The sequence below is a fragment of the Mesorhizobium monacense genome, assembly GCF_056781675.1.
This window is the reverse complement of sequence record NZ_CM165567.1, coordinates 2,031,011-2,057,367: the sequence shown is the minus strand read 5'-3', so window position 1 is coordinate 2,057,367 and position 26,357 is coordinate 2,031,011. Positions and strand designations below refer to the sequence as shown.

Annotated in this window: 24 protein-coding genes and 1 riboswitch; of the genes, 11 read left to right on the top strand and 13 right to left on the bottom strand. The window is 63.7% G+C overall.

Annotated features, from left to right (window positions below; all coding sequences use genetic code 11):
* Positions 1–3: 3 nt before the first annotated feature.
* The 4 genes from AC1RUK_RS09690 to dnaE all read right to left on the bottom strand — a co-directional run bounded on the left by AC1RUK_RS09690 (position 4) and on the right by dnaE (position 5,483).
* Positions 4–786, bottom strand: a complete 783-nt coding sequence (locus AC1RUK_RS09690) for a potassium channel family protein (RefSeq protein WP_481835789.1) — start codon at positions 784–786, stop codon at positions 4–6.
* Positions 783–1,346 carry a methyltransferase gene (locus tag AC1RUK_RS09685; RefSeq protein WP_481835790.1) on the bottom strand — a complete coding sequence of 188 codons (564 nt, stop codon included), beginning with the start codon at positions 1,344–1,346 and terminating at the stop codon, positions 783–785. The genes AC1RUK_RS09690 and AC1RUK_RS09685 overlap by 4 nt, the downstream gene beginning before the upstream one ends.
* Complete coding sequence (locus AC1RUK_RS09680) at positions 1,277–1,795, bottom strand: methyltransferase family protein (protein WP_481835791.1); 519 nt, start codon at positions 1,793–1,795, stop codon at positions 1,277–1,279. Before AC1RUK_RS09680 ends, AC1RUK_RS09685 begins: the two co-directional genes overlap by 70 nt.
* A 160-nt stretch (positions 1,796–1,955) precedes the next feature.
* Positions 1,956–5,483: a DNA polymerase III subunit alpha gene (gene dnaE / locus AC1RUK_RS09675; RefSeq protein ID WP_481835792.1), complete on the bottom strand. Its 3,528-nt coding sequence runs from the start codon at positions 5,481–5,483 to the stop codon at positions 1,956–1,958.
* 241 nt (positions 5,484–5,724) lie between these two features.
* On the opposite strand from dnaE, the gene AC1RUK_RS09670 reads away from it, so the two are divergent.
* Entirely contained in the window at positions 5,725–5,952 is a 228-nt protein-coding gene (locus AC1RUK_RS09670) for a hypothetical protein (protein ID WP_404279077.1), read from the top strand.
* Positions 5,953–5,956: 4 nt separating this feature from the next.
* Positions 5,957–6,409 (top strand): hypothetical protein, encoded by a 453-nt coding sequence (locus AC1RUK_RS09665; protein WP_481835793.1) that lies wholly within the window; start codon positions 5,957–5,959, stop codon positions 6,407–6,409.
* Positions 6,410–6,467: 58 nt separating this feature from the next.
* Here AC1RUK_RS09665 and AC1RUK_RS09660 read toward each other — a convergent pair whose 3' ends face one another.
* Complete coding sequence (locus AC1RUK_RS09660) at positions 6,468–8,480, bottom strand: acetyl-CoA carboxylase biotin carboxylase subunit (protein ID WP_481835794.1); 2,013 nt, start codon at positions 8,478–8,480, stop codon at positions 6,468–6,470.
* 253 nt (positions 8,481–8,733) lie between these two features.
* Here AC1RUK_RS09660 and AC1RUK_RS09655 point away from each other — a divergent pair, with 253 nt between their 5' ends.
* The 6 genes from AC1RUK_RS09655 (at position 8,734) to AC1RUK_RS09630 (ending at position 13,515) form a co-directional block, all read left to right on the top strand.
* Positions 8,734–9,861, top strand: coding sequence for an S-(hydroxymethyl)glutathione dehydrogenase/class III alcohol dehydrogenase (locus AC1RUK_RS09655; RefSeq protein ID WP_481835795.1), 1,128 nt, complete (start codon positions 8,734–8,736; stop codon positions 9,859–9,861).
* Between the two features lie 69 nt (positions 9,862–9,930).
* Complete coding sequence (gfa, locus tag AC1RUK_RS09650; protein WP_436171976.1) at positions 9,931–10,500, top strand: S-(hydroxymethyl)glutathione synthase; 570 nt, start codon at positions 9,931–9,933, stop codon at positions 10,498–10,500.
* A gap of 64 nt (positions 10,501–10,564) precedes the next feature.
* Positions 10,565–11,032: a YaiI/YqxD family protein gene (locus AC1RUK_RS09645; RefSeq protein WP_481835796.1), complete on the top strand. Its 468-nt coding sequence runs from the start codon at positions 10,565–10,567 to the stop codon at positions 11,030–11,032.
* Between the two features lie 27 nt (positions 11,033–11,059).
* Positions 11,060–11,737, top strand: a complete 678-nt coding sequence (locus AC1RUK_RS09640) for a DUF1345 domain-containing protein (protein WP_481835797.1) — start codon at positions 11,060–11,062, stop codon at positions 11,735–11,737.
* Positions 11,738–11,843: 106 nt separating this feature from the next.
* Entirely contained in the window at positions 11,844–12,722 is an 879-nt protein-coding gene (locus AC1RUK_RS09635; RefSeq protein ID WP_481835798.1) for a cytochrome b/b6 domain-containing protein, read from the top strand.
* A gap of 1 nt (position 12,723) precedes the next feature.
* Positions 12,724–13,515, top strand: a complete 792-nt coding sequence (locus AC1RUK_RS09630; protein ID WP_481835799.1) for a molybdopterin-binding protein — start codon at positions 12,724–12,726, stop codon at positions 13,513–13,515.
* Positions 13,516–13,693: 178 nt separating this feature from the next.
* On the opposite strand, the gene AC1RUK_RS09625 is transcribed toward AC1RUK_RS09630, so the two are convergent.
* Positions 13,694–14,695, bottom strand: a complete 1,002-nt coding sequence (locus AC1RUK_RS09625; RefSeq protein ID WP_481835800.1) for a hypothetical protein — start codon at positions 14,693–14,695, stop codon at positions 13,694–13,696.
* Between the two features lie 292 nt (positions 14,696–14,987).
* Positions 14,988–15,074, top strand: a riboswitch (glycine riboswitch).
* Positions 15,075–15,222: 148 nt separating this feature from the next.
* Between AC1RUK_RS09625 and gcvT the strand changes: the two genes are divergently transcribed.
* The 3 genes from gcvT to gcvP are packed head-to-tail and all read left to right on the top strand — an operon-like array spanning position 15,223 to position 19,525.
* Entirely contained in the window at positions 15,223–16,323 is a 1,101-nt protein-coding gene (gcvT, locus tag AC1RUK_RS09620) for a glycine cleavage system aminomethyltransferase GcvT (RefSeq protein WP_481835801.1), read from the top strand.
* Positions 16,324–16,329: 6 nt separating this feature from the next.
* A complete protein-coding gene (gcvH, locus tag AC1RUK_RS09615; protein ID WP_481835802.1) occupies positions 16,330–16,698 on the top strand; it encodes a glycine cleavage system protein GcvH in 369 nt (122 codons plus the stop codon).
* 16 nt (positions 16,699–16,714) lie between these two features.
* Positions 16,715–19,525, top strand: a complete 2,811-nt coding sequence (gcvP, locus tag AC1RUK_RS09610; RefSeq protein WP_481835803.1) for an aminomethyl-transferring glycine dehydrogenase — start codon at positions 16,715–16,717, stop codon at positions 19,523–19,525.
* A 14-nt stretch (positions 19,526–19,539) separates the two neighbouring features.
* Here gcvP and AC1RUK_RS09605 read toward each other — a convergent pair whose 3' ends face one another.
* From AC1RUK_RS09605 to AC1RUK_RS09575, 7 genes are all read right to left on the bottom strand, one after another.
* Complete coding sequence (locus AC1RUK_RS09605) at positions 19,540–20,709, bottom strand: GGDEF domain-containing protein (protein WP_481835804.1); 1,170 nt, start codon at positions 20,707–20,709, stop codon at positions 19,540–19,542.
* 167 nt (positions 20,710–20,876) lie between these two features.
* A complete protein-coding gene (locus tag AC1RUK_RS09600) occupies positions 20,877–21,323 on the bottom strand; it encodes a tetratricopeptide repeat protein (RefSeq protein ID WP_481839536.1) in 447 nt (148 codons plus the stop codon).
* Between the two features lie 161 nt (positions 21,324–21,484).
* Complete coding sequence (locus AC1RUK_RS09595) at positions 21,485–22,447, bottom strand: type II secretion system F family protein (RefSeq protein WP_481835805.1); 963 nt, start codon at positions 22,445–22,447, stop codon at positions 21,485–21,487.
* Between the two features lies 1 nt (position 22,448).
* Positions 22,449–23,414: a type II secretion system F family protein gene (locus tag AC1RUK_RS09590; RefSeq protein WP_436171988.1), complete on the bottom strand. Its 966-nt coding sequence runs from the start codon at positions 23,412–23,414 to the stop codon at positions 22,449–22,451.
* A gap of 3 nt (positions 23,415–23,417) precedes the next feature.
* Positions 23,418–24,839, bottom strand: coding sequence for a TadA family conjugal transfer-associated ATPase (locus tag AC1RUK_RS09585; RefSeq protein ID WP_481835806.1), 1,422 nt, complete (start codon positions 24,837–24,839; stop codon positions 23,418–23,420).
* Positions 24,836–26,050 (bottom strand): CpaE/TadZ family protein, encoded by a 1,215-nt coding sequence (locus AC1RUK_RS09580; RefSeq protein ID WP_481840227.1) that lies wholly within the window; start codon positions 26,048–26,050, stop codon positions 24,836–24,838. Before AC1RUK_RS09580 ends, AC1RUK_RS09585 begins: the two co-directional genes overlap by 4 nt.
* 33 nt (positions 26,051–26,083) lie before the next feature.
* Positions 26,084–26,353 (bottom strand): hypothetical protein, encoded by a 270-nt coding sequence (locus tag AC1RUK_RS09575; protein WP_481835808.1) that lies wholly within the window; start codon positions 26,351–26,353, stop codon positions 26,084–26,086.
* Positions 26,354–26,357: the final 4 nt, after the last annotated feature.

Below are 26,357 nucleotides of genomic sequence, written 5' to 3'. Positions count from 1 at the left end.
CGATCAGTTTCCCTCGTCCGGTATGTTCAGGAGATGACCGCAGGCCTTGCAGTGGACGGCATCCGGCTCGTGCCGCTGCAATCCGCATTGCGGACAGGGAAAGAACACCTTGGTTGGACGGAAGATCGCCTGTGCCAGCTTCACGAACAGCGATATGCCGATGATCATGGTGGCGATCGCCGTCAGCTTGCCTGCAATGCCCGGCAGCACGATGTCGCCAAAGCCGGTCGTGGTCACTGTCGCGACCGTGAAATAGAGCGCGTCGATATAGCCTTCGAGACCTGCCTGGCTGCGGAAGAAGAAGGTGTAGACAAAGCCGGTGACGACGAAGAGGAAGGTCAAAAGATTGATCACCGCCTGGCTTGCCTCGCGCCACGGCTTCAGCCCACGCATCTCGAAATGCCGCCAGAGCGAACCGCTGCGCGACAGCGACCACAGCCTGAGGATGCGCAGGAAGGCGAGATTGGCGAAGGCCGTGGGCATCAGCAGCGTCAGCAGGATGAAGATATCGACCCAGGAGGTCGGCTGCCTGATCAGCCGCAGCATATCGTTGGAGGCAAGCAGGCGGACGATCATGTCGGCAGCGACGAGTGCTGCCACCGAATAGTCGAGCCAGAGGAACGACGGTTTGTCCTGAAGGACCGGCGTGGCGATGAAGAAGGCGATGATGGCAAGATCGATGATGACGGCCACCAGCTGAAAGCGGAAGGCCGCCGGTGTGCGCCCGTGATAGAGCCTGCGCAGCACATCGCGAAGCCGCGCCAGGGCTGAATCGCTCCCGGTCACGCCGGCCTGGCTTCGACGATGCTGATATGCGGTCCGGCCGCGATGATATCCGTCACCGCGAACCCTGCCTTGGCCAGCAGCGACCTGTATTCCGCCGCCGTCCGCTCCTGGCCGTCCGGCCCGACCAGCATATTGAGGTCGGCGAATTTTGCATTGGCCCCTTGATTGGGCGGCGCAAGCACGGACTCGAGCACCAGCAGCCTGCCATCGGCACGGATCGCCCGGCGACAGTTCTTCAGGATCGCGATGTTGGTCTCGTCGTCCCAGTCATGCAGGATCCATTTGAGCAGCAGCGCGTCGGCTCCCTCGGGCAGCGCGGCGAGAAAATCGCCGCCGACGATGTCACAGCGATCGGCGACGCCCACCGCCTCCATGACCTGAGCCGCGGTCGCCACCACATGCGGCTGGTCGAACAGAATACCTCGGCTGCCAGGCGTAGCGGCGAGGATTTCGGCAAGCAGCGAGCCCCGCCCGCCACCAACGTCCATGATCACCGAAAAGGGTGAAAAATCGTAGTTCGCCAGCAACGCTGCCGCCACGTTCTTCGAATTCGCCCCCATCGCGCGCGGTCGAAGATGAGCGATTCCTCAGGGTGCTCGGCCCGGTATTCCCACACGCCCTTGCCGTGCGCATGCCGGAACGCGTTCTTGCCGGTCTTGATGCTGAAGAACAGATCGCTCCATGCCTGCCGGTAGTAGGGTTGGCCGACAAAAGTCGCCCATGGGGCGGCCGAATGCTCGGCGTCGAGGCGCAAGGCGCCGCCAAGCGGCGTCAGCGAAAACAAGCCGTCTTCCCCCTCATGGAAAATGCCGATGGCCGCCAGCGCGCGCAGCAGGCGGTAGAGCGCGCGCGGATGCGTGTCCGTCAATTCGGCAAGCTCGGCGGCGGAGCGTTTGCCGTCCTTGATGTGGTCGGCGATGCCGAGCGTGGCGGCAACGCAGATCGCCTGCGACACCCGGTACTCGTTGACCATCCGTATCAGTTCGAAAGCGGCTGTTCGCGGATCCATGGCGCCCCCCCGGCCAGCAATCGGCTCCAAGGTATGTTGAGATTGAGCCGAAAAATGGTGGTTTTAAAGAACCGGAGCGGAGCGTACTTGAAGTACGTGAGCACCGGAAGCACAGAAAGCCGCCATTTGCAGGCCGGCATCACCTGAATATCAGCATACCTTAAACAAGCTCCACTTCCACCACGCCCTGCACCGCGCGCATGGCGGATGCGATTTGTGGCGAGACGCGATACCCGCCTGGCAAGGCGATCTCGACCTCGCCCTGCGCCTCTCCCTTGAGGACAATGATGCTGACCTGACTGTCGCCACGCAGTTTGAGTTGCGATTGAATGATCGACGTTGGCCCATCGTCCCGGACAAAGACGCGCAACGCCTTCTGGATGCGGCTGGCCTCGTCTTCCAGCGATTGCACCGAGTTGATACGAAGGTTGACGCCTTCCGGCCTGTCTTCGGCCGAAACGGTGATCACCACCGAACGGCCGGGCTCCAACAGGTCGCGATACTGCGCCAGCCCCTCGGAGAACAGCACCGCCTCATATTGGCCCGACGTGTCGGAAAACTGCACGACACCCATCTTGTTGCCAGTGCGCGTCTTGCGCTCCTGCTTGGTGGTGACGGTGCCGGCAAGCCGGCCGGCTGCGGCACCGCGTTTGACGGCGGCCGAGAACTCGCCCCAGTTCTGCACCCGCATCTTCTGCAGCGCCGCCTTGTATTCATCGAGCGGGTGCGCAGAGAGATAGAAGCCGACCACCTGGAATTCGCGGTGCAGCCGGTCGGCGGCCAGCCAAGGCTCGGTCGCCGGCAGGTTGAGCGCCTGCGACTGTGCGCCGAGCGAGGCGCCGAAGATGTCGGCCTGACCCGACACCGCATTCTGCTGCGCCAGCGACGCCAGCCCCATCATCCGCTCGACACCGGCCATCATGGCGGCGCGATCGTGGCCGAAGCATTCGAGCGCGCCGGCGGTGATCAGGCTTTCGAAGACGCGCTTGCCGACGATCTTCGGATCGACCCTCTCGCAGAAATCGGCAAGGTTCTTGAACGGCTCTTCGCCGCGCATGGCGACGATGTGCTCGACCGCCGCATCGCCGACACCTTTCAGTGCTGCCAGCGAATAGAAGATCTTGTTCTCGCCGACCTCGAAGTCGCGAAAGCTGGTCATCACCGACGGCGCCAGCACCTGGATGCCGAGGCGTAGCGCGTCCTGGCGGAAATCCGCGAGCTTGTCGGTGTTGCCCATGTCGAGCGTCATCGACGCCGCCAGGAATTCCACCGGATAGTGCGCCTTGAGATAGGCCGTCTGATAGGACACCACGGCATAGGCCGCGGCGTGCGACTTGTTGAAACCATAGTCGGCAAACTTTGCCAGCAGATCGAAAATGAAGTCGGCTTGCGGCTTGCCGACGCCGCGCTCGACGGCACCCGAGACGAAACGCTCGCGCTGCTTGTCCATCTCGGCGCGGATCTTCTTGCCCATGGCGCGGCGCAAAAGGTCGGCTTCGCCGAGCGAATAGCCGGACAGCTCCTGCGCGATCTGCATGACCTGTTCCTGGTAGACGATGACGCCTTGCGTCTCCTTCACCAGATGGTCGATCTTGGGATGGATCGAGGCCATCTCCTCCTCACCATGCTTTCTGGCGTTGTAGGTCGGGATGTTCTCCATCGGACCCGGACGGTATAGCGCGACCAGGGCGATGATGTCCTCGATGCAGTCGGGCCGCATGCCGATCAGCGCCTTGCGCATGCCGGCGCTTTCCACCTGGAACACGCCGACCACCTCGCCGCGTGACAGCATCGCGTAGGTATCGGGGTCATCGAGCGGAATGCGGGCGAGATCGATCTCGATGCCGCGGCGGCGGATCAGCTTGACCGCCGTCTCCAGCACCGTCAGCGTCTTCAGGCCGAGGAAGTCGAACTTCACCAGCCCGGCCTGCTCGACATATTTCATGTTGAACTGGGTGACCGGCATGTCCGAGCGCGGATCGCGGTACATCGGCACCAGCTCCGACAGCGGCCGGTCGCCGATGACGATGCCGGCGGCGTGCGTCGAGGCGTGGCGATAGAGCCCTTCCAGCTTCTGCGCGGTGTCGAGCAGCGTCTGGACGATCGGCTCCTTTTCCGCCTCCTCGGCAAAGCGCGGCTCGTTGGCGATGGCATCGGCGAGCTTGACCGGATTGGCCGGGTTCTGCGGTACCATCTTGGAAAGCTTGTCGACCTGGCCGTAAGGCATCTGCAGCACGCGGCCGACGTCGCGCAGCACGGCGCGTGCCTGCAGCGTACCGAAGGTGATGATCTGGCCGACCTGGTCGCGGCCGTACTTCTGCTGGACGTAGCGGATCACCTCCTCGCGCCGGTCCTGGCAGAAGTCGATGTCGAAGTCGGGCATCGACACGCGGTCGGGGTTGAGGAAGCGCTCGAACAGCAGCGAGAAGCGCAGCGGGTCGATGTCGGTGATAGTCGTCGAATAGGCGACCAGCGAACCGGCGCCCGAACCGCGGCCGGGCCCCACCGGGATGCCTTGCGACTTCGCCCATTTGATGAAGTCGGCCACGATCAGGAAATAGCCGGGGAATTTCATCTTCTCGATGATGCCGAGTTCGAAATCCAGCCGCTCGCGATATTGTTCGGCCGTATAGCCGGCAGTGGGTCCATGCGCCGCGAGCCGCGCGTCCAGCCCTTCATGGGCCTGGCGGCGCAACTCGTCGGCCTCTGCCTTCAGCGCCGTTTCATTGTCGGCGCCATCGCCACCGGTAAAGCGCGGCAGGATGGGATTGCGGTTCTTCGGGTAGTAGGAGCAGCGCAGCGCGATCTCGACCGTGTTGTCGACCGCTTCCGGCAGATCCGAAAACAGCCTGGCCATATCGGCCTGGCTGCGCAGGAAGTTGTCCGGCGACAGCCGGCGGCGGTTGTCGGCCGCGACCACGGAGCCCTCGGCAATCGCAATCAGCGCATCATGCGCCTCGTAGTCGTCGCGCGCGGAGAAGAACGCCTCATTGGTGGCGACCAGCGGCAGGTCGTGGGTGTAGGCAAGATCGACCGTCGACTTCTCGACCGTCCGGTCATAGCCGGAAACCCGCTCCAGCTCGACATAGAGCCGGTCGCCGAACAGCGCTTTCAGCGTCAGCAGCCGTGCCTCGGCGAGATCGCGCCGATCCTCCTTCAAGGCGCTGCCGATCGGGCCGCGCGGCCCGCCGGTCAGGCAGATCAAACCATCGGACTGCCCCTGCAGCATGTCGGTCGTCAGGTGTACAGGCTCGCCAGGCGGCGTATGGAGATAAACCCGGCTGACGAGGCGGACCAGATTGGCATAGCCGGCCTCGGTCGCGGCAATCAGCACCACTGCGCGCATCTCCGGTCCCTGCCGCCGGCGGTCGCGCTGGCCGTCGCTGTTTTCACCGGAAAAGGCGAGATCGATCTGACAGCCGATGATCGGCTGGATGCCGTCCTTGACCGCCTTTTGCGCGAACTCCAGAGCCCCGAACAGATTGTTGGTGTCGGTGACCGCGATGGCCGGACATTCGTCCTTGACCGCGTGGCCGACGACGGTGCCGAGCTGCAAGGCGCCTTCCAGTAGCGAATAGGCCGAATGCACGCGCAGGTGAATGAAGGGCCGCGCCGGCGCTTCCGGCCTCGACGCCCTCTCATAGGCTTCACGCAGCAACGGATCGCGCGTCATTTTCTCGTCTGCCACCCGGCCTGCCTTCAATCTGATCCGCGAATCTTGGTTCGTCGCCCTAATCTAGGCTCCCCCGCAACGAGCCGCCAGCATTCCCGGTCCCGGCATCTCCCGATCCCCTGAAACTTGTCGATTTCGAGTGGAAAAGCCCTGGCTCCCTTTCGTTCCGGGTCCGTGTGAAGCGCTTCATGGTTGATCTGAAACAGCTCCCACAAACTGCCGGATGTAGAGGAAGTTTTTTACGAGGAGAATTTCCGTGGCTAGTCGTTTTGTCGTCGATCTATCCGGTCTCAAACTCTCCAAGAGCATGGACGAGAAGCTGGCAAAGACCATCCAGCAGGCGGTGCTGGCGTCGATTGCCGAAACCCGCGCACAGCCGGACGTCGTCCTGCGCTTCCCGAAGGAATGGCTCGGCCTGGTTGCGCATATCGACCAGCTCAAGCTGCCCGCCGTCGAGAAAGAGATCGGCGGGTTGATCCGCTGACGTCATGTCGCTCGCTCCGGCAGACGACAAAAACGGCTCGGCGAGCCCGAAGATCGCCGATCACGGCGAAAAGTCGTGTCCAAGCGCCCGCGCCGAACCCGGAGCGCTTTTGATCGGCGTCGTCGGGGCCGACGGCATTGTGCAGCCGATCCCGACCCGGCTCGAGATCGACGCGGACTTCGTCGAGCAGGCGAGCAAATCGGGCGTGCCCGAAGCGCGTTTCCGCTTTGGCGGACGTTGCGTCGAAGGCAAATGCAAGCAATGGACCGGCAATTCCTGCGGCGTCATCGAAAAGGTGCTGACAGGCATGGCCGACCAGAACATCCAGCCTGCCGAAAACCTGCCGCGCTGCGTCATCCGTGGCACATGCCGCTGGTACAGCCAGCGTGGCGCGGATGCCTGCCGTGCCTGCGTCTATGTCGTCACCGATCAGAGCGCGCTGGTGGCACACGCCTGATGTGACCTCACGGGAGGCGGGCTTTCCAGGCCTGCCCTCCTTCAGACCGTTTGCGAAATCAGGCGAATTCCATGATCACCGCGTCGACGGCGAGGCTGTCGCCGGGCCTGGCGTTGAGCTTCGACACTGTGAGGTCGCGCTCGGCGCGCAGCACATTTTCCATCTTCATCGCCTCGACCACGGCCAGCGTCTCGCCGGCCTTGACCTCCTGCCCCTCGGCGACGGCAATCGACACGACAAGGCCGGGCATCGGGCAAAGCAGCATTTTCGAAGTATCCGGTGGCACTTTTTCCGGCATCAGCCTTTCAAGCTCGGCAATGCGCGGCAGCATGGCGCGTGCCATCACCGACATGCCCTTCCAGGCGATGCGCAACCCGTTCGGCACCGGCCGGACCTGTGCGGCGATCCTGCGGCCGTCGACCGTACCGCGCCAGATGAGGTCGCCCGGCCGCCAGTCTGAGGCCACGGTCAGCGCCTTGCCGCCGTCGATCGACAGGTCGACTTCCATCGGGATCGAGATCATGCCCTCTATGATGGCGGCCGAAAGATAGTCGGCGCCGACCTTGACCACCCAGTCCCGTTTCAGGATGCCCGAATGCGGCGCCAGCCGCCCGCCCAGCCGATCGAGCCGGTCTCGGCGCAGCAATTCGATCGCGGTCGCGATCGATGCCAGCACCGCCTTCTCGTCCTTGTCCGGCACGATCGGCGCGAAGCCGTCGGGATATTCTTCCGCGATGAAGCCGGTCGACAGCCGCCCATCCCGCCAGCGCGGGTGCTGCATCAGCGCGGCCAGGAACGGAATGTTGTGCTCGATGCCGTCGACGACAAAACTGTCCAGCGCCTCCGACATGGCGTCGATGGCCTTGAGCCGCGTCGGTGCCCAGGTGCAGAGCTTTGCCACCATCGGGTCGTAGAACATCGAAATCTCGGAGCCTTCGGTGACGCCGGTGTCGTTGCGGATGAGGATATCGCCGAACGTCCCCTCCTCCGGGGGCCGATATCGCGTCAGCCGGCCGATCGACGGCAGGAAATTGCGGTACGGATCCTCGGCATAGAGCCGGCTTTCCACCGCCCAGCCGTTCAGCTTCACGTCCCCCTGCTTGATCGCGAGCTTTTCGCCGGCCGCCACGCGGATCATCTGTTCGACCAGATCGATGCCGGTGACCAGCTCCGTCACCGGGTGCTCGACCTGCAATCTTGTATTCATTTCAAGGAAATAGAAGTTCTTGTCCTTGTCGACGATGAACTCGACTGTGCCGGCACTCTGATAGTCGACCGCCTTGGCCAGCGCCACCGACTGCTCGCCCATCGCCTTGCGTGTCTTGGCGTCGAGGAACGGCGACGGCGCCTCCTCGGCGACCTTCTGGTTGCGGCGCTGGATCGAGCATTCGCGCTCGCCGAGATAGAGCGCGTTGCCATGCGCGTCGGCCAGCACCTGGATTTCGATATGACGCGGATCGACCACGAATTTTTCGATGAAGACGCGGTCGTCGCCGAACGAACTTTTGGCTTCCGAGCGCGCCCGGTCGAAGCCGTCGCGCACTTCGGCCTTGCTCCAGGCGATGCGCATGCCCTTGCCGCCGCCACCGGCCGAGGCCTTGATCATCACCGGGTAGCCGATCTCGCCGGCGATCGTTTCGGCATGATCGGCATTCTCGATCACGCCGAGCCAGCCGGGCACGGTGCTGACCTTGGCGGCGTTGGCGAACTTCTTCGATTCGATCTTGTCGCCCATCGCCTTGATGGCTTTCGGCTTCGGTCCGATGAAGACGATGCCCTCCTTCTCAAGCGCCTCACAGAACGACGCGCGCTCCGAGAGGAAACCGTAGCCGGGATGCACGGCTTCAGCCCCGGTTTCCTTGCAAGCGGCGATGATCTTTTCGGGCACCAGATAGCTCTGCGCCGCCGGCGCAGGCCCGATATGCACGGCCTCGTCGGCCATATCGACATGCACGGCATCGCGATCGGCGTCCGAATAGACCGCGACGGTGGCGATGCCCATCTTGCGCGCCGTCTTGATGACACGGCAGGCGATCTCGCCGCGATTGGCGATCAGGATCTTCTTGAACATACTGAATTCATGTCCTCCGGAGGAACCAGTTCTATGGACTCTCCGGCCATGTCTCAAGTGCCCCGGCGGTCCACCCAGCGCCTTCTGGCCGGTGCGCCGAAAAACGTCGCAAGGGGAAGTTGGCCGGCACCGCCGAACCCTATAAGGTGGATCGTGAGTTCAGCTGGGACGGGCACGCGGGCATACGCTGGGCAGGCTCATCGTCCTGGCAAAACCGGAAAACCTTATCGATTGCCTTGGGAGGAACTGCCTGATGAAAACGCGCGCCGCTGTCGCTGTTGCCGCCGGAAAGCCGCTGGAGATCATGGAGGTCGACCTCGAAGGCCCGCGCGATGGCGAGGTGCTGGTCGAGATCAAGGCGACCGGCATCTGCCACACCGATGAATTCACGCTGTCGGGCGCCGATCCGGAAGGCCTGTTTCCGGCAATCCTCGGCCATGAAGGCGCCGGTATCGTCGTCGATGTCGGCAAGGGCGTCACCTCGGTCAAGAAGGGCGACCATGTCATCCCGCTCTATACGCCCGAATGCCGCCAGTGCCCGTCCTGCCTGTCGCGCAAGACCAATCTGTGCACCGCGATCCGCGCCACGCAGGGCCAGGGCTTGATGCCCGATGGCTCGTCGCGCTTCTCGATCGGCAAGGACAAGATCTTCCACTATATGGGCTGCTCGACCTTCTCGAACTTCACCGTGCTGCCCGAGATCGCGCTGGCCAAGGTCAATCCCGACGCCCCCTTCGACAAGATCTGCTACATCGGCTGCGGCGTCACCACCGGCATCGGGGCTGTGATCAACACCGCCAAGGTCGAGCAGGGCGCCACCGCCGTCGTCTTCGGTCTCGGCGGCATCGGCCTGAATGTCATCCAGGGCCTGAAGCTTGCCGGCGCCGACATGATCATCGGCGTCGATCTGAACAACGACAAGAAGCCCTGGGGCGAGAAATTCGGCATGACGCATTTCGTCAATCCGAAGGAGATCGACGGCGACGTCGTTCCTCATCTGGTCAACATGACCAAGCGCGGTGCGGACCAGATCGGTGGCGCCGACTACACATTCGACTGCACCGGCAGCACCAAGGTGATGCGCCAGGCGCTGGAAGCCTCGCATCGCGGCTGGGGCAAGTCGGTCGTCATCGGTGTTGCCGGCGCCGGCCAGGAGATCTCGACCAGGCCGTTCCAGTTGGTCACCGGGCGCACCTGGATGGGCACCGCCTTCGGCGGCGCGCGCGGCCGCACCGATGTGCCGAAGATCGTCGACTGGTACATGGACGGCAAGATCCAGATCGATCCGATGATCACCCACACGCTGAAGCTCGAAGACATCAACAAGGGCTTTGACCTCATGCATGAGGGCAAGTCGATCAGGAGCGTGGTGATTTACTGAGAGAAGAAAAGCCGCCGACCGAAGGGCCAGCGACTGACGTTGCACAGGGTTCAACAAGGGAGGAATAAAATGCCGGAAAAACTGCATCCGAAAATCGACAATGGCCTGCCCAGGGAAAGCGCAAGCTTTGCCGGCGGTACGCTGGTTTGTGCCTGCACCAGCAAGCCGGTGAAGGTGAAGGTCAAGGGCCAGATCGCCCACAACCACGCCTGCGGCTGCACCAAGTGCTGGAAGCCTGATGGCGCGATCTTCTCGGTTGTTGCCGTGGCTGGCACTGGCGACGTCACCGTCGTCGAGAACGGCGACAAGTTGAAAGTGGTCGATCCGAGCGCGCTGATCCAGCGCCATGCCTGCACCGGCTGCGGCGTCCACATGCACGGCCCGGTCGAACGCGATCATCCGTTCAAGGGGCTTTCCTTCATCCATCCCGAGCGCTTCGAGGAGGACGGCTGGTCGCCGCCGGGCTTCACAGCCTTCGTCTCCTCGATCATCGAATCCGGTGTCGATCCGAGCCGCATGGACGGCATCCGCGCACAGTTGAAGTCAATCGGCATCGAGCCCTATGACTGCCTCAATCCAGGCCTGATGGACTATATCGCCACCTGGACCGCGAAGAAGTCGGGCGCGCTGCCGGCCTGACATTCGTTCGATTTCAGACATGGGGCCGGGCATGTCTCCGGCCCCATGCTCGTTTGGAGAGACAATGCCTGCACCTGCCATCCTCGTCGATGCCGATGCCTGTCCGGTGAAAGCCGAGGTTGAAAAGGTCGCGGAGCGCCACGGCATCGTCGTCACCTTCGTCTCCAATGGCGGCTTGCGCCCGTCGCGCGACCCGATGGTCCGCAACGTCGTCGTCTCCAAGGGCGCCGATGCCGCAGATGATTGGATCGTCGACAATGCCAAGCCCAACGATGTCGTCGTAACCGCCGACATCCCGCTCGCCGCCCGCGCGGTGACGCTCGGCGCCCATGTGCTCGGCCCGACCGGGCGGCCGTTCACGCCGGAAACGATCGGCATGGCGGTGGCGATGCGCGATTTGAAACAGCATCTGCGCGAGACCGGCGAAAGCAAGGGCTACAATGCCGGCTTCATGCCGCAGGACCGTTCGCGGTTTCTCGGCGAGCTCGACCGCATCTTGCGGCGGGCGCTCAAATCCGCCACACCGGATTGACTTCAGGCGCCCTTCAGAGGCTGGGCCATGGTTGACGACACATCCGCCAAGTTGCCGATGCCCCGGCACAAGCAGTTCGCCGTGTCCGCTGTCATCGGTGTCGTCGCACTCGTCGTTGCACGGCTGCTCAATGCGCCGCTCCCCTATTCGATCGGCGCCAACGCGTTCTTTGCCACTTACGTCGTTCTCGTGCTCGCCCTTATGCCACGGCTTACCGGCCACTATCTCAGCAAGAACGCGCGCGCCACCGACCTGCCGGTGCTGGTGATCTTTGCCGTCACGCTGTTCGTCGTCGGCATCGCCATCGGCTCGCTTTTTCAGCTCATCAACCAGAAGGACAGCGCGCACCCGTTGGAGCTCGTCTTCGCAATGATGTCCATTCCGCTCGGCTGGTTTGCCATCCATGCCATGGCGGCGCTCCACTACGCTCATGTCTACTGGATGGACGGCGACGAGATCGACGCCACCACCAAGAAGAAGATACCGGTCGGCGGCCTCGAGTTCCCCGGCGGCAAACGGCCGGAAGGCTGGGATTTCCTCTATTTCGCAACGGTCATCGGCATGACGGCGCAGACCGCCGACACCGGCATCACGACCTCGCATATGCGCCGCGTGGTGCTTGTCCATTCGATCCTGGCGTTCTTCTTCAACACGGTCATCGTCGCTGCCGCGGTCAACCTCGCAGTCAGCCTCGGCAGCCCGTAATAAAAACGTGATCGTGTGAAACATCGCTTGGGCTGGCGACGTATTGGGAGGAGAACGAACAGCTGAGAGGCCGCGACGGGACGTGCGGCCGGGAGTACAAAAGACGATGGATACCGTTGCCAGGAGCCAACCAACCGCCGAGGTGGATGCCGCGCCGAAGGATGCGACGCTGATCTATCGCCAATCGCGCTGGACGCGACTGACCCACTGGCTGTGGGCGATCTCGCTGTTCTTCATGCTGCTCTCCGGCCTACAGATCTTCAACGCCCGCCCCCAGCTCTATATCGGCAAGGAGTCCGGGTTCGATTACAACAACACCGTCTTCGCCATTGGCGCCGAAAACACCAATGCCGGAACGCGCGGCTACACCGAGATCTTCGGCAAGCGTTTCGACACCACCGGTGTGCTCGGTTGGTCAGGACCGGCCGGCCAGGAAACGGCGCGCGGCTTCCCGTCCTGGGCGACCATTCCGTCCTATTATGATCTCGGCACCGCCCGCGTCGTGCATTTCTTCTTCGCCTGGATTTTGAGCACCACCTTGCTCGTGTGGCTCGTCGCCAGCCTGATCAACGGCCATCTGCGCCGCGATCTCGCGCCGCGCATCGACGACCTCAAGCGGTTGCCGCGTGACATCGTCGACCACGCCAAACTGAAGTTCCACCACACCCGCGAATACAACACGCTGCAGAAGATGGCCTATGGCGGCGTGCTGTTCGTGCTGCTGCCGCTGATGATCATCACCGGCCTTGCCATGTCGCCGAGCATGAATTCGGTGCTGCCGTTCCTCAACGATCTGCTCGGCGGCCGGCAGACGGCGCGCACCATCCATTTCGCGGTCATGGTGCTGCTCGTCGGCTTCTTCGTCATCCATATGGTGATGATCCTTGCCGCCGGCCCGATCAACGAATTGCGCTCGATCATCACCGGCTGGTACCGCACCGACCCGCCGGCGCATGGCGACAACACGCCCGAGAGGAGCGCCTGACATGGCAAAGTTCGAGATCAGCCGCCGAAAATTCCTGACCTCGGCCAGCCTTGGCGTTTCCGGCATCATGCTATCGGGCTGCGATGCCTTTGACAGTGGGCTTGGCGTCGGCGACGGCCTGCGCAGCTTCATGGAAGGCGCCAACGGCCTGACATATCGCGCGCAACGCTGGCTCGCCGGCCGCGACGCGCTGGCCCAGGAATTCACCGAGGCCGACATCCGCCAGCCGCAACGGCCGAACGGCGTCACCGCGCCCGACGACGACACATACAAGGGCCTGCTCGCCAACAACTTCGCCGACTGGCGGCTGGAAGTCTCAGGCCTCGTCGAGAAGCCGCTCTCGCTGACCCGCGAGCAGCTTCAGAACATGCCGAGCCGCACCCAGATCACCCGCCACGACTGTGTCGAGGGCTGGAGCTGCATCGCCAAATGGACCGGCACGCCGCTGTCGCTGGTTCTCGACCAGGCGGTGGTCAAGCCGCAGGCGCGCTACGTCATGTTCCATTGCCTGGACACGATCGACCGGAGTCTTGCCGGCGACATCAAATATTACGGCACGATCGACCTGATCGATGCCCGCCATCCGCAGACGATCCTGGCCTATGGTCTGAACGGCAAGCCATTGCCGGTCGAGAACGGTGCGCCGCTGCGCGTGCGAGTCGAGCGGCAGCTCGGCTACAAGATGCCGAAGTATCTCTACAAGATCGAACTGGTCGACAGCTTCGCCAGCATCGGCGGCGGCCGCGGCGGCTATTGGGAAGACAATGGCTACGACTGGTACGCTGGAATCTAGTGAATGGACCATACAGGGCCGTCGAGATTGAGGCCAGGCTGAGCCAGAGTCGAAGGCGAGCGCGAAGCGACCAGCCTGGGCGGATTCCGAGAACCGGAGCGAAGCGTACCTAAAGTACGCACCGGGAGCGCAGGAAACCGCCACTTGCAAGCCGGCATCACATGAATATCGCTCGACCCTAGGCGACCTTGTCGAGCAGCGGCTTCAACGCCGGATGGATTTCCGGCGAGGCATGCTTGATCAGCGTCAGCAGCGCGCGCTCGTTATCGAGCAACGGCCGGTTGGCGCCGATGCGCTCGGCCAGCCACTTCGCCTCGCCAGCGTCGATCGTCTCGGCGCGGCGGGCCAGCGCTTCCGCTGCCCGGTTCTTCGCTTCCCAGTCGGCCTCGATATCATCGGGCGAGCGATAGGCTTCCATGATGCTGGCGAGCCCGCCCGCCACCATGCGGCCGAAGAAGCCGCCGATTTCAGGATCGGCCTGATCGAAGAAGGCGTCGCGGCGCAGCGCCACTTCGCGCGTCGGCGCCTCGTAACCGGCCGAGCACATGACGAAATTGGCGATCGCCTTGATAAACAGATCGTTCCAGGATGGGTCGTTGCTGGCCGCCGCGGTCCGCTCGTTGATCTTGAACAGCACCTCGGCCTCGGCGCGGGTGACGGCGATGTTGCCGTCGCCGCCATAGGCATAGAGGATGCGGCGCAACAGATCGACCTCGGCCTTGGCGATCAGGCCGGGCACCAGATGGCCGCCGAGCATCAGGGGCCCCTTGCCGTCGATCACTGCATGGGCGACCTGCTCCAGCGCGTAGGCGGAAAGCCGGCTCGGCGACGATTTCGCCTTTTCCAGCACATGCACTAGGAGCTCGAGCTCGGTGCGGCTGTCGACCATGCCGTCACGCGAGATTGTTTGCACCAGCCAATCGGCATTGCTCTCGGAAATGTAGCCCGCCGGCTTTTCCTGGTGGACGATGTAGTCGGTGATCGCCTCGACGAAGAATTCAGGCCATTCCTGGCACTTGTCGCGAGCCGTCGCGTCGAGCGCGAACAGCGCTTCGGCCTCGCCGCGGCTCACCACGCCGTCGCCGAACACCTCGCGGCGCAGCATCGTCACGTCCTCGGCCGTGATGCGGTTCTTCGAGGTCAGTCCAGCCACCGGCGCGCTCATGATCAGTTCGCCCATTTTCTTGTCCCCTCCGCGCCGGCTGCCGCCGGTCGCAAGCCACCATGTCGACGAGCTTATCAGCAGTGTCTTGAGAATCCGGCAAACGGCGTGGTTAGCGAAGACTTGTCAGCCAATGCATGTCGCCCAAAAGTGTGCCGCGGTTTTGGGAGAACGACATGCATCAAATCAAAGATCTAAAGCGCATCGCCTGAATCCGTTTCAACGCGACGCGCTTTAGATGTCGCTGGCAGGTGACAAGGTGTCGTTCACGGGCTATGGATGACGAGTCGAGGGCTCAAGGTCTGAGTCCTACCTGTTTGCGGGAGAGAGCAGCGAGAGCTGCCGCCGAAGGGGAAATCGCCCGAAATCTCTCAGGCAAAAGAACCGTAGACGGGAAAGACACTCTGGAAAGTCGGGGCTTGCCCCCGCGCCGAAGGTGTAAGCGCTGCCGACAGAGTTACGGGGCGCGAGTCTCTCAGGCTTCAGACAGAGGGGCACGGACTGGTCGCCATCAGCGGCCGATTGCGTGCGACTCTGGAGAAGACATGACGGGCGAAGACACCAGGCACCTACCCCTCGAAGACCTGCACGCGGCTGCCGGAGCACGCTTTGGCGCCTTCGCCGGCTGGTCGATGCCGCTCACCTATCCGGCCGGCGTGATGAAGGAGCACCTTCACACGCGCGAGCATGCCGGCCTGTTCGACATCTCGCACATGAAGCTGTTCGAGGTCAGCGGTCCCGGTGCCGCGGCACTTCTCAACCGCGCCTGCCCGCTCGACGCCGGGGCGATCGAGATCTCCCAGTCCAAATACACCTTCTTCCTCAATGAGGCCGCCGGCATCATCGACGACCTCATCATCACGCGGCTCAGCGACGAGCGTTTCATGGTCGTTGCCAATGCCGGCAACGCCACCACCGACGAGAAGCACCTGCGGGCATTGGCCGAGGATTTCGACGCAAAGGTCGACGCCCTCGACCGCGTCTTCCTGGCCATCCAGGGCCTCGAGGCCTGGGCGGCCCTTGCCCGCGCCGGCATCGAGACCGGCTCGCTGCTGTTCATGCACGGCATCGAACCCAGGCAAAACTGGTTCATGAGCCGCTCCGGCTATACCGGCGAAGACGGTTTCGAGATCGGCCTGCCGGAAGCGGACGCGCGGGATCTGGTCGCGAAATTGCTCGAAGACGAGCGTGTGCTTTGGATCGGCCTTGCCGCCCGCGACAGCCTGCGGCTAGAAGCCGGGCTCTGCCTGCACGGCCAGGACATCACGCCCGAGATCGATCCAGCCAGCGCCGGGCTGATGTGGGCGATCCCCAAGGATATCCGCGCCTCGGGCTCGTTCGTCGGCGCCGACGCGCTGCGCGCAAGCGTTGAGCGCGGCGCGGCGCAAAAACGCGTCGGCCTGAAGCCGGAAGGCCGCCAGCCGGTGCGTGCGGGAGCGGCCCTGTTCGACGCCGACAGCAATCCGGCCGGCCACGTCACCTCGGGCGGCTTCGGCCCCTCCGCCGGCCACCCGGTTGCCATGGGCTATGTCCAGACTGCGCTGGCCAAGCCCGGCACAAAACTTTTCGCCGATGTGCGCGGGACGAAAATCCCGATCGATATCAATCCCCTGCCCTTCACACCTCATCGCTACCGCAAAGGATAAGTCCCGATGGCAAAGACCTATTTCACCGAAGACCACGAATGGCTCCGCGTCGAAAGCGGCATCGCCACGGTCGGCATCACCGACTACGCGCAGGAGCAGCTCGGCGATCTCGTTTTCGTCGAACTGCCCGAAATCGGCAAGAAACTGAGCAAGGGCGATACGGCGGTTGTGGTCGAGTCCGTCAAGGCGGCCTCGGACGTTTACGCGCCAGTCGACGGCGAAATCACCGACGCCAACAGTACGTTGTCGTCGGACCCGTCCCTGGTTAACTCGGCTGCGACCGGCGACGGCTGGCTGTGGAAGATGAGGCTCGCCAATGAAAGCCAGCTCGAAGGCCTTCTGGATGAGGCGGGCTACAAGGCCCATATCGGCTGACGGCAGGATCAAGACAATGAGCGCAGCACCCACCCCCTTCGCGGCCCGCCATATCGGTCCCGGCCTCAACGATGTCCGAGCGATGCTCGCCACGATCGGCGTGCCCTCGGTCGAGACGCTGATCAGTCAGGCCGTGCCGAGATCGATCCGCCTCGACTTGCCGCTGACCCTGCCCGCGCCGGCCAGCGAAGCTGAAGCGCTGGCCGAATTGTCGGCGACCATGGCAAAGAACACGGTGCTGAAGAGCTTCATCGGCGCCGGCTATCACGGCGTCCACGTGCCGCCGGTCATCCAGCGCAATTTGTTCGAGAACCCGGCCTGGTACACGGCCTACACGCCCTACCAGGCCGAGATCAGCCAGGGCCGGCTGGAAATGCTGTTCAATTTCCAGACCCTCGTCGCCGAACTGACCGGCCTGCCGGTGGCGTCGGCCTCGCTGCTCGACGAGGCCACCGCCGTGGCCGAGGCGGTCGGCATTGCGCTGCGCCACCATCGCGACAAGCGCACCAAGGTGGCGCTCGCCGGCACGCCGCATTCGCAGACGCTGGACGTCGTGCGCACCCGCGCCGAGCCGCTTGGCACCGAGGTCGATGGCGAGACGATCGACGACAACACCGCCGCGCTGCTCGTTTCCTGGCCGGATACGTTTGGCGTCTACGGCGACCACAAGGCAGCAATCGAAAAGGCCCGCGCCCTTGGTGCGCTGGTCATCTTCATCGCCGACCCGCTCGGCCTGACGCTGACCGACGCGCCGGCGAAGCTTGGCGCCGACATCGCCGTCGGTCCGATGCAGCGTTTTGGCGTGCCGATGGGCTTTGGCGGCCCGCACGCTGCCTACTGCGCCGTCTCCGACAAACTAACCCGCCTGATGCCGGGCCGCCTCGTCGGCCAGTCCACCGACAGCAAGGGCCGCCCCGGCTACCGGCTCGCCTTACAGACGCGCGAGCAGCACATCCGCCGCGACAAGGCCACCTCCAACATCTGCACCGCGCAGGCGCTGCTCGCCAATATGGCGACGGCCTATGCCGTCTGGCACGGCCCCGCCGGCCTGCAGGCGATTGCCGGACGCATTCATGAGCTCGCCAGCCGCCTGGCTGCCGGCCTCAAGGCCTCAGGCGTTTCTGTGCTTGGCGCCAGCCGCTTCGACACCGTGACGGTGGAAGTGAAAGGCAAGGCCAAGGCGATTGCCGCCGCCGCCGAAAAAACCGGCCGGCTGCTGCGCGCCATCGACGCCGACCATGTCGGCATCAGCTTCGACGAGACCTCGACCGAGGCCGATCTTGAGGCGATTGCCGCGCTGTTCGGCGCCAAGGCCGGCGCTGCCGGTGCCAGCACCCTGCCCGGAAAACCACGCGGCAAGGAGTTCCTCAGCCAACCGGTCTTCCACGAAAACCACTCCGAAACCGAGATGATGCGCTTCCTGCGCCGCCTGGCCGACAAGGACCTGGCGCTCGACCGCGCCATGATCCCGCTGGGATCCTGCACCATGAAGCTCAATGCCGCCGCCGAGATGATGCCGGTGAGCTGGCCGAGCGTCGCCAATCTGCATCCCTTCGCGCCGGCCAGCCATTCGGCGGGCTACCGCGCCATGGTCGGCGAGTTGGAAGGCTGGCTGTCGGAGATCACCGGTTTCGACGCGGTCAGCCTGCAGCCCAACGCCGGCAGCCAGGGCGAATATGCCGGATTGCTCGCCATCCGCGCCTATCACCGCTCGCGCGGCGAAGGCCATCGCACCGTCTGCCTGATCCCATCCTCCGCGCATGGCACCAATCCGGCGAGCGCGGCGATGGCTGGCATGAGCGTTGTGGTTGTGCGCTGCTCCGAGGATGGCAATATCGACATGGACGATATGAGGGCCAAGGCCAACGAGCATTCCAAGAATCTCGCGGCGTTGATGTTCACCTATCCCTCGACGCATGGCGTCTATGAGGAAGGCGCGCGCCACCTCTGCGCCCTCATCCACGAGCATGGCGCGCAGGTCTATTTCGACGGCGCCAACCTCAACGCGCTGGTCGGCCTCGCCCGCCCCGGCGATATCGGCGCCGACGTGTGCCACATGAACCTGCACAAGACCTTCTGCATCCCGCATGGCGGCGGCGGTCCGGGCGTCGGCCCGATCGGCGTCAAGGCGCATCTGCAGCCCTATCTGCCTGGTCATGTCACCGAGGGCTCGGCGCATGCCGTGGCGGCCGCACCGTTCGGCAGCACTTCCATCCTGCCGATCACCTGGATGTACATCCGCATGATGGGCGCTTCCGGCCTGAAGCAGGCCACGGAAACCGCCATCATCTCGGCCAACTATGTGGCGACGCGGCTCGCGCCGCACTTCCCGCTCCTCTACAAGGGCAGGCACGATCGAATCGCGCATGAGTGCATCCTCGACACACGCGTGCTCAAGGAAAGCGCCGGCATCAGCGTCGACGATATCGCCAAGCGTCTCATCGACTATGGCTTCCATGCGCCGACCATGTCGTTCCCGGTCGCCGGCACGCTGATGGTCGAGCCGACCGAGTCCGAGCCCAAGCGCGAGCTCGACCGCTTCTGCGAGGCGATGATCGCGATTGCCGGCGAAGCAGCCAAGGTGGCGAAGGGCGAATGGCCGCTGGCCGACAATCCTCTGGTCAACGCACCGCACACCGCGGCGGAAGCGCTCGCCGCCGAGTGGTCGCATCCCTATTCGCGCCTGGAGGCCGCCTATCCGGCAGGTGACACCGATACATCAGCCAAATACTGGCCGCCGGTGTCGCGCATCGACAATGTCGCCGGCGACCGCAACCTCGTCTGCTCCTGCCCGCCGCTGTCGGAATATCTGGGCGCCGCCGAATAATTTCGCGCGACGGGTCAGGCGGAACGCAAGGCCGGCCCGTCGGCCTTGCTCGCCTTGTCCAAGACAAGCACGCGGTTTCGCCCGGCGTTCTTGGCCGCGTAGAGCGCCTTGTCGGCCTCCGCCAGCACGTCCTCGAGGCTGCTGCCGCCGACCTCGCCGAAGCCGATGCCGCCGCTGACGGTGCTGCGCAACGGGCCGCGCGGGGTGGGCACGACTTCGGCGCCGAAGGCGACGCCGATCTTGCTCGCAAAGTCGTAGGCCTTTTCTTCCGTCATGCGCGACATGACCAGCGCGAACTCCTCGCCGCCCAGTCGAAACGCGTCGACGCCGGTCCTGCCATACTTGCGGATAACCGCGGCGAAGCGGCACAGAACCTTGTCGCCGACCGGATGGCCGAACACGTCGTTCGTCCGCTTGAAATGATCGAGGTCGAACATGACCACGGACATGAACGGACCGAAGGCGCGGTCGCCATAGAGCGACATCAGGGCGCGCCGGTTCATCAGCCCGGTCAGCGGGTCGGTCAAGGTCTCGGCCTTCAATTCGATCTGCGCCTGCAAATGGTGCAGCGACAGCGTCAACGCGCCGAGACCGGTCATGCAGGCAACCGCCACGACGGAATTCAATCGTTCGGCCCAGTTGTCGGGCGCCACGCCGAGCACCCATTGTCCGTTGACGACCAGCATCGCGGCGCACAGTCCGAAGGACAGAGCACAGGTGCCGCTGAGGAACGAAACGACCAGGAGAATCCGGCGATCATGACCGCCCTGGATCCAGAACAGTACCCCGGTCACCGTCAGCAGCGCCGTCACGGCAACGTAGGTGAGGATGAAGCCGACGCCATCGAGGCCGAAATAGGTGACAGCCGCGCAGACGGCCATTGCCGCAACGGTCGGCAAGACGACGCTTCGATAGTGGCCAACGCCCAGATACTGCATGGCCGACAGGCAGATGATCAGAAAGCCCAGGCTGAGCAGCGCAAGCACGGCCTGGCACAGCAAGGGGCCTGGATCTCTGCCGTACTGCCAGAACAGCACCACATGCGCGACAAGGACAAGCATGCCGCACGCCACGGTCAGGACAAACCGCGCCATGGGCGTGGTGAACCAGATTGCAAGCAGGGTTATGCTGAGACACGTACCCGACAGCGCCGCCGCGAGCAGGAGCGAACTGAAATCCAACATATGTGCGCGGCAGCCTTTGCGATCCTTGGTTGCACTGCATCATAAGCCAGGGGCGGCCCGCAGATACCATTTTTGGTCAGGTTTCCCGCCCAACCTGCGGACAGGGTTTACAAAGAGTTGATGTCCTGTCTCGGTGGGCCGCTGCACGCTACGGATGCGAAGGCCGATCAACTCTTGGCCAGCAGCGCCAAATTGGCGTCGACCACCGTCTGGTCGGCCATGTGGGCTTTGGCCTCCAGGAGCAGCGCCCTCGCCTTCTTCTTGTTGCCGCGCAACAGCTGCGAATAGCCCATATTGTTGACGATCTGCGGCTTGCGGCCGGCAACCTTCAAAAGCTGGTCGTAGGCACGGTCGGCGAAGTCGAAACGGCCAAGTTCGTCATAGGAAGCGGCGAGCCCCATCCATGCCTCGGCATTGTCGGCCTTCAGCTCGACGGCCTTGCGAAAGTGCTTTTCGGCGAGGCCGTAATTCGCCTCGCGGAACTGCGCCTTGCCGTGGTCCAGGTCGGACGAGCTGACGTCTTTTGCCGTTGGCTGGATAGCGGTGGTCTTGGTCGTGTCGACGTTGGCCGACGTGCAACCTGATATCATCAAGATGGCTGCCATCGCGGCCATTGCCGTGAGAGTTCTGTGACGCATGCCCCTGCCCCAATCGCCCGATTTGCCGGGTCGTTCTTCAGGAAGCACTGTACAAGGAGGCGATTAACCTTCGGTGCCGAAACGCGCCTAAAATTTGGTTTCGAACAAGGATCGTTTTTGTCGCAAAGCCCGAAATCCTAATCCGCCGTCATTTTGACGATGATCGGGATGATGGCGATCATCAGCACCACCGGCAGGATGCAGACCGTCACCGGCACCGACATCTTGGCCGGCAAGGCATGCGCCTTCTCCTCGGCGAGCGACATGCGCTTGTGGCGCATTTCGTCGGAAAACACGCGCAGCGCCCCCGACAGGCTGGTGCCAAGCTCCTTGGACTGCTGCAGGAGCGTGGCGAAGGAACGCACCTCGTCGAGGCTAAGGCGATCGGCGAGCGCCTTCAGCGCGTCGTCGAGGCTGCGGCCGGCCCTCAACTCCAGCGACACCATCTGCAGATTATGGCTGAGCGACGGATAGGTCTTGGCAAGTTCTTTCGAAACCCGCTCGATGCCGGCCTCCATGCTCATGCCGGCATCGGAGCAGACGATCATCAGGTCCATGAAGTCGGGAAAGCCGTTGCGGTACTCGCGCATCTTTTCGCTTACCTTCTGGCTCAGCACCAGTCCCGGCAGGAAGTAGCCGGCCGCTCCCGACAGGATGACGAAACTCCAGCGGCTGGTCATGGTCGCATCGGCGCTGGCCATCCACTGGTTGATCAGAAACGCGCCGACGGCGGCGCCGACAAAGGCGGCAAAGCGGATCAGGAAGAACGTGCCCACCGCGCGCGGCTCCATATAGCCGGCCTGGATGAGTTTCATGCGCAGCCGCGCGACGTTTTCCGGATCGCTCTTGGCGTAGAATTCCTGCGCTTGCCTGACCGCCTTCTCGCGCACCGCGCTGGGCTTCTTTCTGGGCGCTGCTTCGGTCCGCTCGACCGCCTGGCTGTCCTCCACCTTCAGACGGCGCTTGACGTCATTGCGGTCGCCTTGCGCGGCGACCAGCGGCCACGCCACCGCACCGCCGCCCAGCACAAGCAACAGCAGCGCCACCGGTATCAGCGACGTTGGCGCAAGCGAGGCGAGGAATTCGATGACGCTTTGCATTTCAGAATTTGAAGTTCGACATCTTGAACATGATCAGGTTGCCAAGCATCAGCCAGGAGATCGAGCCGCCAAGCAGGTACCAGGTCTTCGCCTCATCCCACACGTCTTGATAAAACTGCGGCATCAGCACCATGATGGCGGCAAACAGCAGCGCCGGCACCGCTGTCAGGATGTAGGCCGACATGCGGCCTTCGGTCGAAATGGCGCGCACCTTGCGGCGCAGCTTGCCGCGGTCGCGGATCGTCATCGACAGCCCATCGAGGATTTCGCGCAGATTGCCGCCCGAGCTGGTCTGGATCGACACCGCGGTGACGAACAGCGGAAGGTCCTCATGGCCGACGCGGTCGAACAGCGCGTTCAACGCTGAAACCAGGTCCGAGCCATAGGTCACCTCGTCGGCAATGACGCCGAATTCGGTGCCGATCGGGTCCGGCATTTCGCGTGACACCATGGCGATCGCCACCGGCACGGGGTGGCCGGCCTTCAGGCCGCGCGTGATCAACTCCAGTGCCTCCGGCAACTGCATGCCGAACCGCTTCAGCCGGCGGTTGCGCTGGGAGCGCATCACCATCACCGGCAGCACCGGCAGCAGCACGACGAAAAGCAGCAGGCCCATCAGCAGCGGCAGGCCATACCAGATGGCAACCAGCGCCAGCGCGAACGCCACGCCGGAGGTGATCGTCAGGAATTTGGGCAACGGCATGACCATGCCGGACTGGGTGCGGAGCGCACGGAACTGGTCGAGGGAAAACCGTGACGCTCCGGCCTCGAGACCCCGCTCCTTGCGCAGTTGGATCAGCACCTGCTCCTGGCTGATCTTGTTTTCCTGCAGCTTCATGCGCCGGTTGATCGCCGTGCGCTTGTCGCTGCGGCCGGCATAGAGCAGATAGCAGGCCTCAGCGATCATGATGCCGGTGAGCGCGGCCGCGGCATAGACGACGTAGATCGCGCTGAAGCCCTCGAACACCTGCTACTCCTGCGGCCGGCCGGGCTCGAAATAGCGTCCGGGGAACTCGATGCCCATTGCGCGCAGATCTTCGAGAAAGCGCGGGCGGATGCCGGTCGCCTCGTAGTGACCGAGGATCTTGCCGTCGGCCTCCATGCCGGTGCGCACGAAGCGGAAGATCTCCTGCATCTGGATGACGTCGCCTTCCATGCCGGTCACCTCGGCGACGCTGGTCACCTTGCGCTTGCCGTCGGACAGGCGCGTCAACTGGACGATGATGTCGATGGCGCTGGCGATCTGGCTGCGGATCGACTGCACCGTCATCGGCATGCCGGTCATGCCGAGCATCTGCTCCAGGCGAGAGATGGCGTCGCGCGGCGTGTTGGCGTGGATCGTCGCCATCGAGCCTTCATGGCCGGTGTTCATCGCCTGCAGCATGTCGAAGGCTTCCTCGCCGCGGCACTCGCCGAGGATGACACGGTCGGGGCGCATGCGGAGCGCGTTCTTGACCAGGTCGCGCTGCTTCAATTCGCCGTGGCCTTCGATGTTGGCCGGGCGTGTTTCCATGCGCGCCACATGCGGCTGCTGCAGCTGAAGCTCGGCCGCGTCCTCGATGGTGATCAGCCGCTCATCTTCGGGAATGAAGGCCGACAGCGCATTCAGCATCGTCGTCTTGCCGGTGCCGGTGCCGCCCGAAATGATGGTGGTCTTGCGGGCGTGCACGGCCGCCGCCAGCACTTCTGCCATGTTCTGGGTGATGGCGCCGAACTCGACCAGTCTGTGCAAGCCAAGCTTGTTCTTGGAGAATTTGCGGATCGACACCAGCGGCCCGTCGACGCCGACCGGCCGGATCGCCGCATTGAAGCGCGAGCCGTCCAGCATGCGCGCATCGACCATGGGCTGCGATTCGTCGACGCGGCGGCCGACGGCCGCAACGATTTTGTTAATGATTCTAAGCAGATGCGCCTCATCCTTGAACGGGATGTGCACCTGCTGAAGCTTGCCGCGTTTTTCGACGAAGCAGTTCTGGTGGCCGTTGATCAGGATATCGTTGATCTCGGGATCCTTCAGCAGCGGCTCCAGCGGACCGAGGCCGACCATCTCGTCGACAATGTCGTCGACCAGCGCTTCAAGCTCGACGGTATTGATCGCCATCCGCTCCTGGCGGGCCTTTTCGGAGACGAATTCATGCACCTGGCGGCGCATCTCGTCCTTTGGCAGCCGTTCCAGCGCGACCAGGTTGATCTCCTCGAGCAACATCCGGTGGATACGAACGCGCGCGTCGCCCACTTTGTTGCCACTCTTGGCCGGTGCGGCCTCCGGCTTTGGTGCGACGGGCTTGCGGGTCGTCGGAATGACCACGGCGTGCTGGGTGACCGGCGCGGTCTCGGGCGCCCTCAGCGGCCGAGCGTCGCGGTTCTGCAGGGTGGAAAAGCGGCTGATCATCCTGCTTTCCTCCTCAACAATCCCTTGCCGATACCGAACAGCGAGCGCGATTTCTCGGGCGTCGCGACCGCTTCTTCCGGCAGGATGATTTTCTTCAGATCGTTGACGACATTGGCATTCGGGTCGATCTCGTGCAGCGGCACGCCACGATCGACCGCCTCGCGCACCAGCCGGTAATTGTTCGAGATGCCGCCGACGAAATGCTCGCCGAGGATTTCCTGCACATCCGCATGCTTGATGCCATTGTCGAACATCTTCTGCTCGAAGCGGTTGACGATGACGTTCGGCTTCACTTCCTTGCCGGCCGTCTCATAGACCGCCTGGATGAGCCTCTGCGTGTGGCGCAGGCACGGCACCGTCATTTCGGCGACGATATAGAGCTTGTTGGAGCCGAGCAGCACCGTTTCCGTCCAGGGGAACCAGGTGCGCGGCATGTCGATCACGACATTGTCGAAATAGGCCGAGACGAGATCGAGCATGCGCACCACGACGTCGGTCTTGAAGGAGCGCATTTCCGACGGGCGCGTCGGCGCCGCCAGCACGCAGAGCCCGCTCGCATGCTTGGACAGCATCACATCGAGCAGTTGCCGGTCGAGGCGCTCGGGCTGGTTCTCGATTTCGGTGATGTCGAAGCGCGGCTCGAGGTCGAGATATTCGGCGCAGGCGCCCTGCTGGAAGTTCAGGTCGACCACGCAGGTCGAGGCGCCCCGCGTCACCGAATGATGCAGCTGGAACGCGGTCTGCAGGGCGAGCGTCGTGGTGCCGACGCCGCCTGCTGCCGGCATGAAAGTATAGATCTGCGACTTGGTGTTCTCCTCCCGCCCCGGACCCTGCAGCGCGCGGATGACGGAGCGCACCAGGTCGGCGGTGGTGATCGGCTTGACCAGGAAGTCGGCGACCTTGAGCTGCACCAGGATGCGCACCGCCGCGGCGTTGAACTCCTGCGTGACGACGACGACCGGAACACGGCCCTCGAGCCGGCGCATGATGCGCTGCAGCGACTCGATCTCCTCGAGCTTCGCCGCATCCATGTCGACGATAAGGGCGCCGAAATCGGCCTCCTGAACCTCGCCGCGAAGCTCGGTGACGTTCTTGTCGACTGTCGAAAGCTCGATGACCTCCGACGCGGCGAACGCCGTGCGCGTGTCCTGCAGGAACGTCCTGTCGGTGGATACGAGCAGGATCTTCTTGGTCTTGATGCCGCTTGCCATGTCGTCAGCCCGTCAGGTCAGTAACAAATCAAATCAATTGGTTGTGGATGTCGGTGCCGTCGTCGCGCTGGCCGCCGCGTCGGCACCGCCGCTCCCGGGAGTGTCGCGCTGGGCCGGCACCAGAAGCCTGGTGTTCTGGACGCCGTATTTCCACGGATCGACCATCTGCATGACGGTATTGGATGCCTGCGCATTGCCGGCGGCAGGCGTCACGCCTTCGCTGCGCACATAGTCGTCGCTGGTGCAGCCGCTGGAGAGGCCGGCAAGCAGCAGCACGATGCATAGTCCCGGAACCAGACGCATGGCT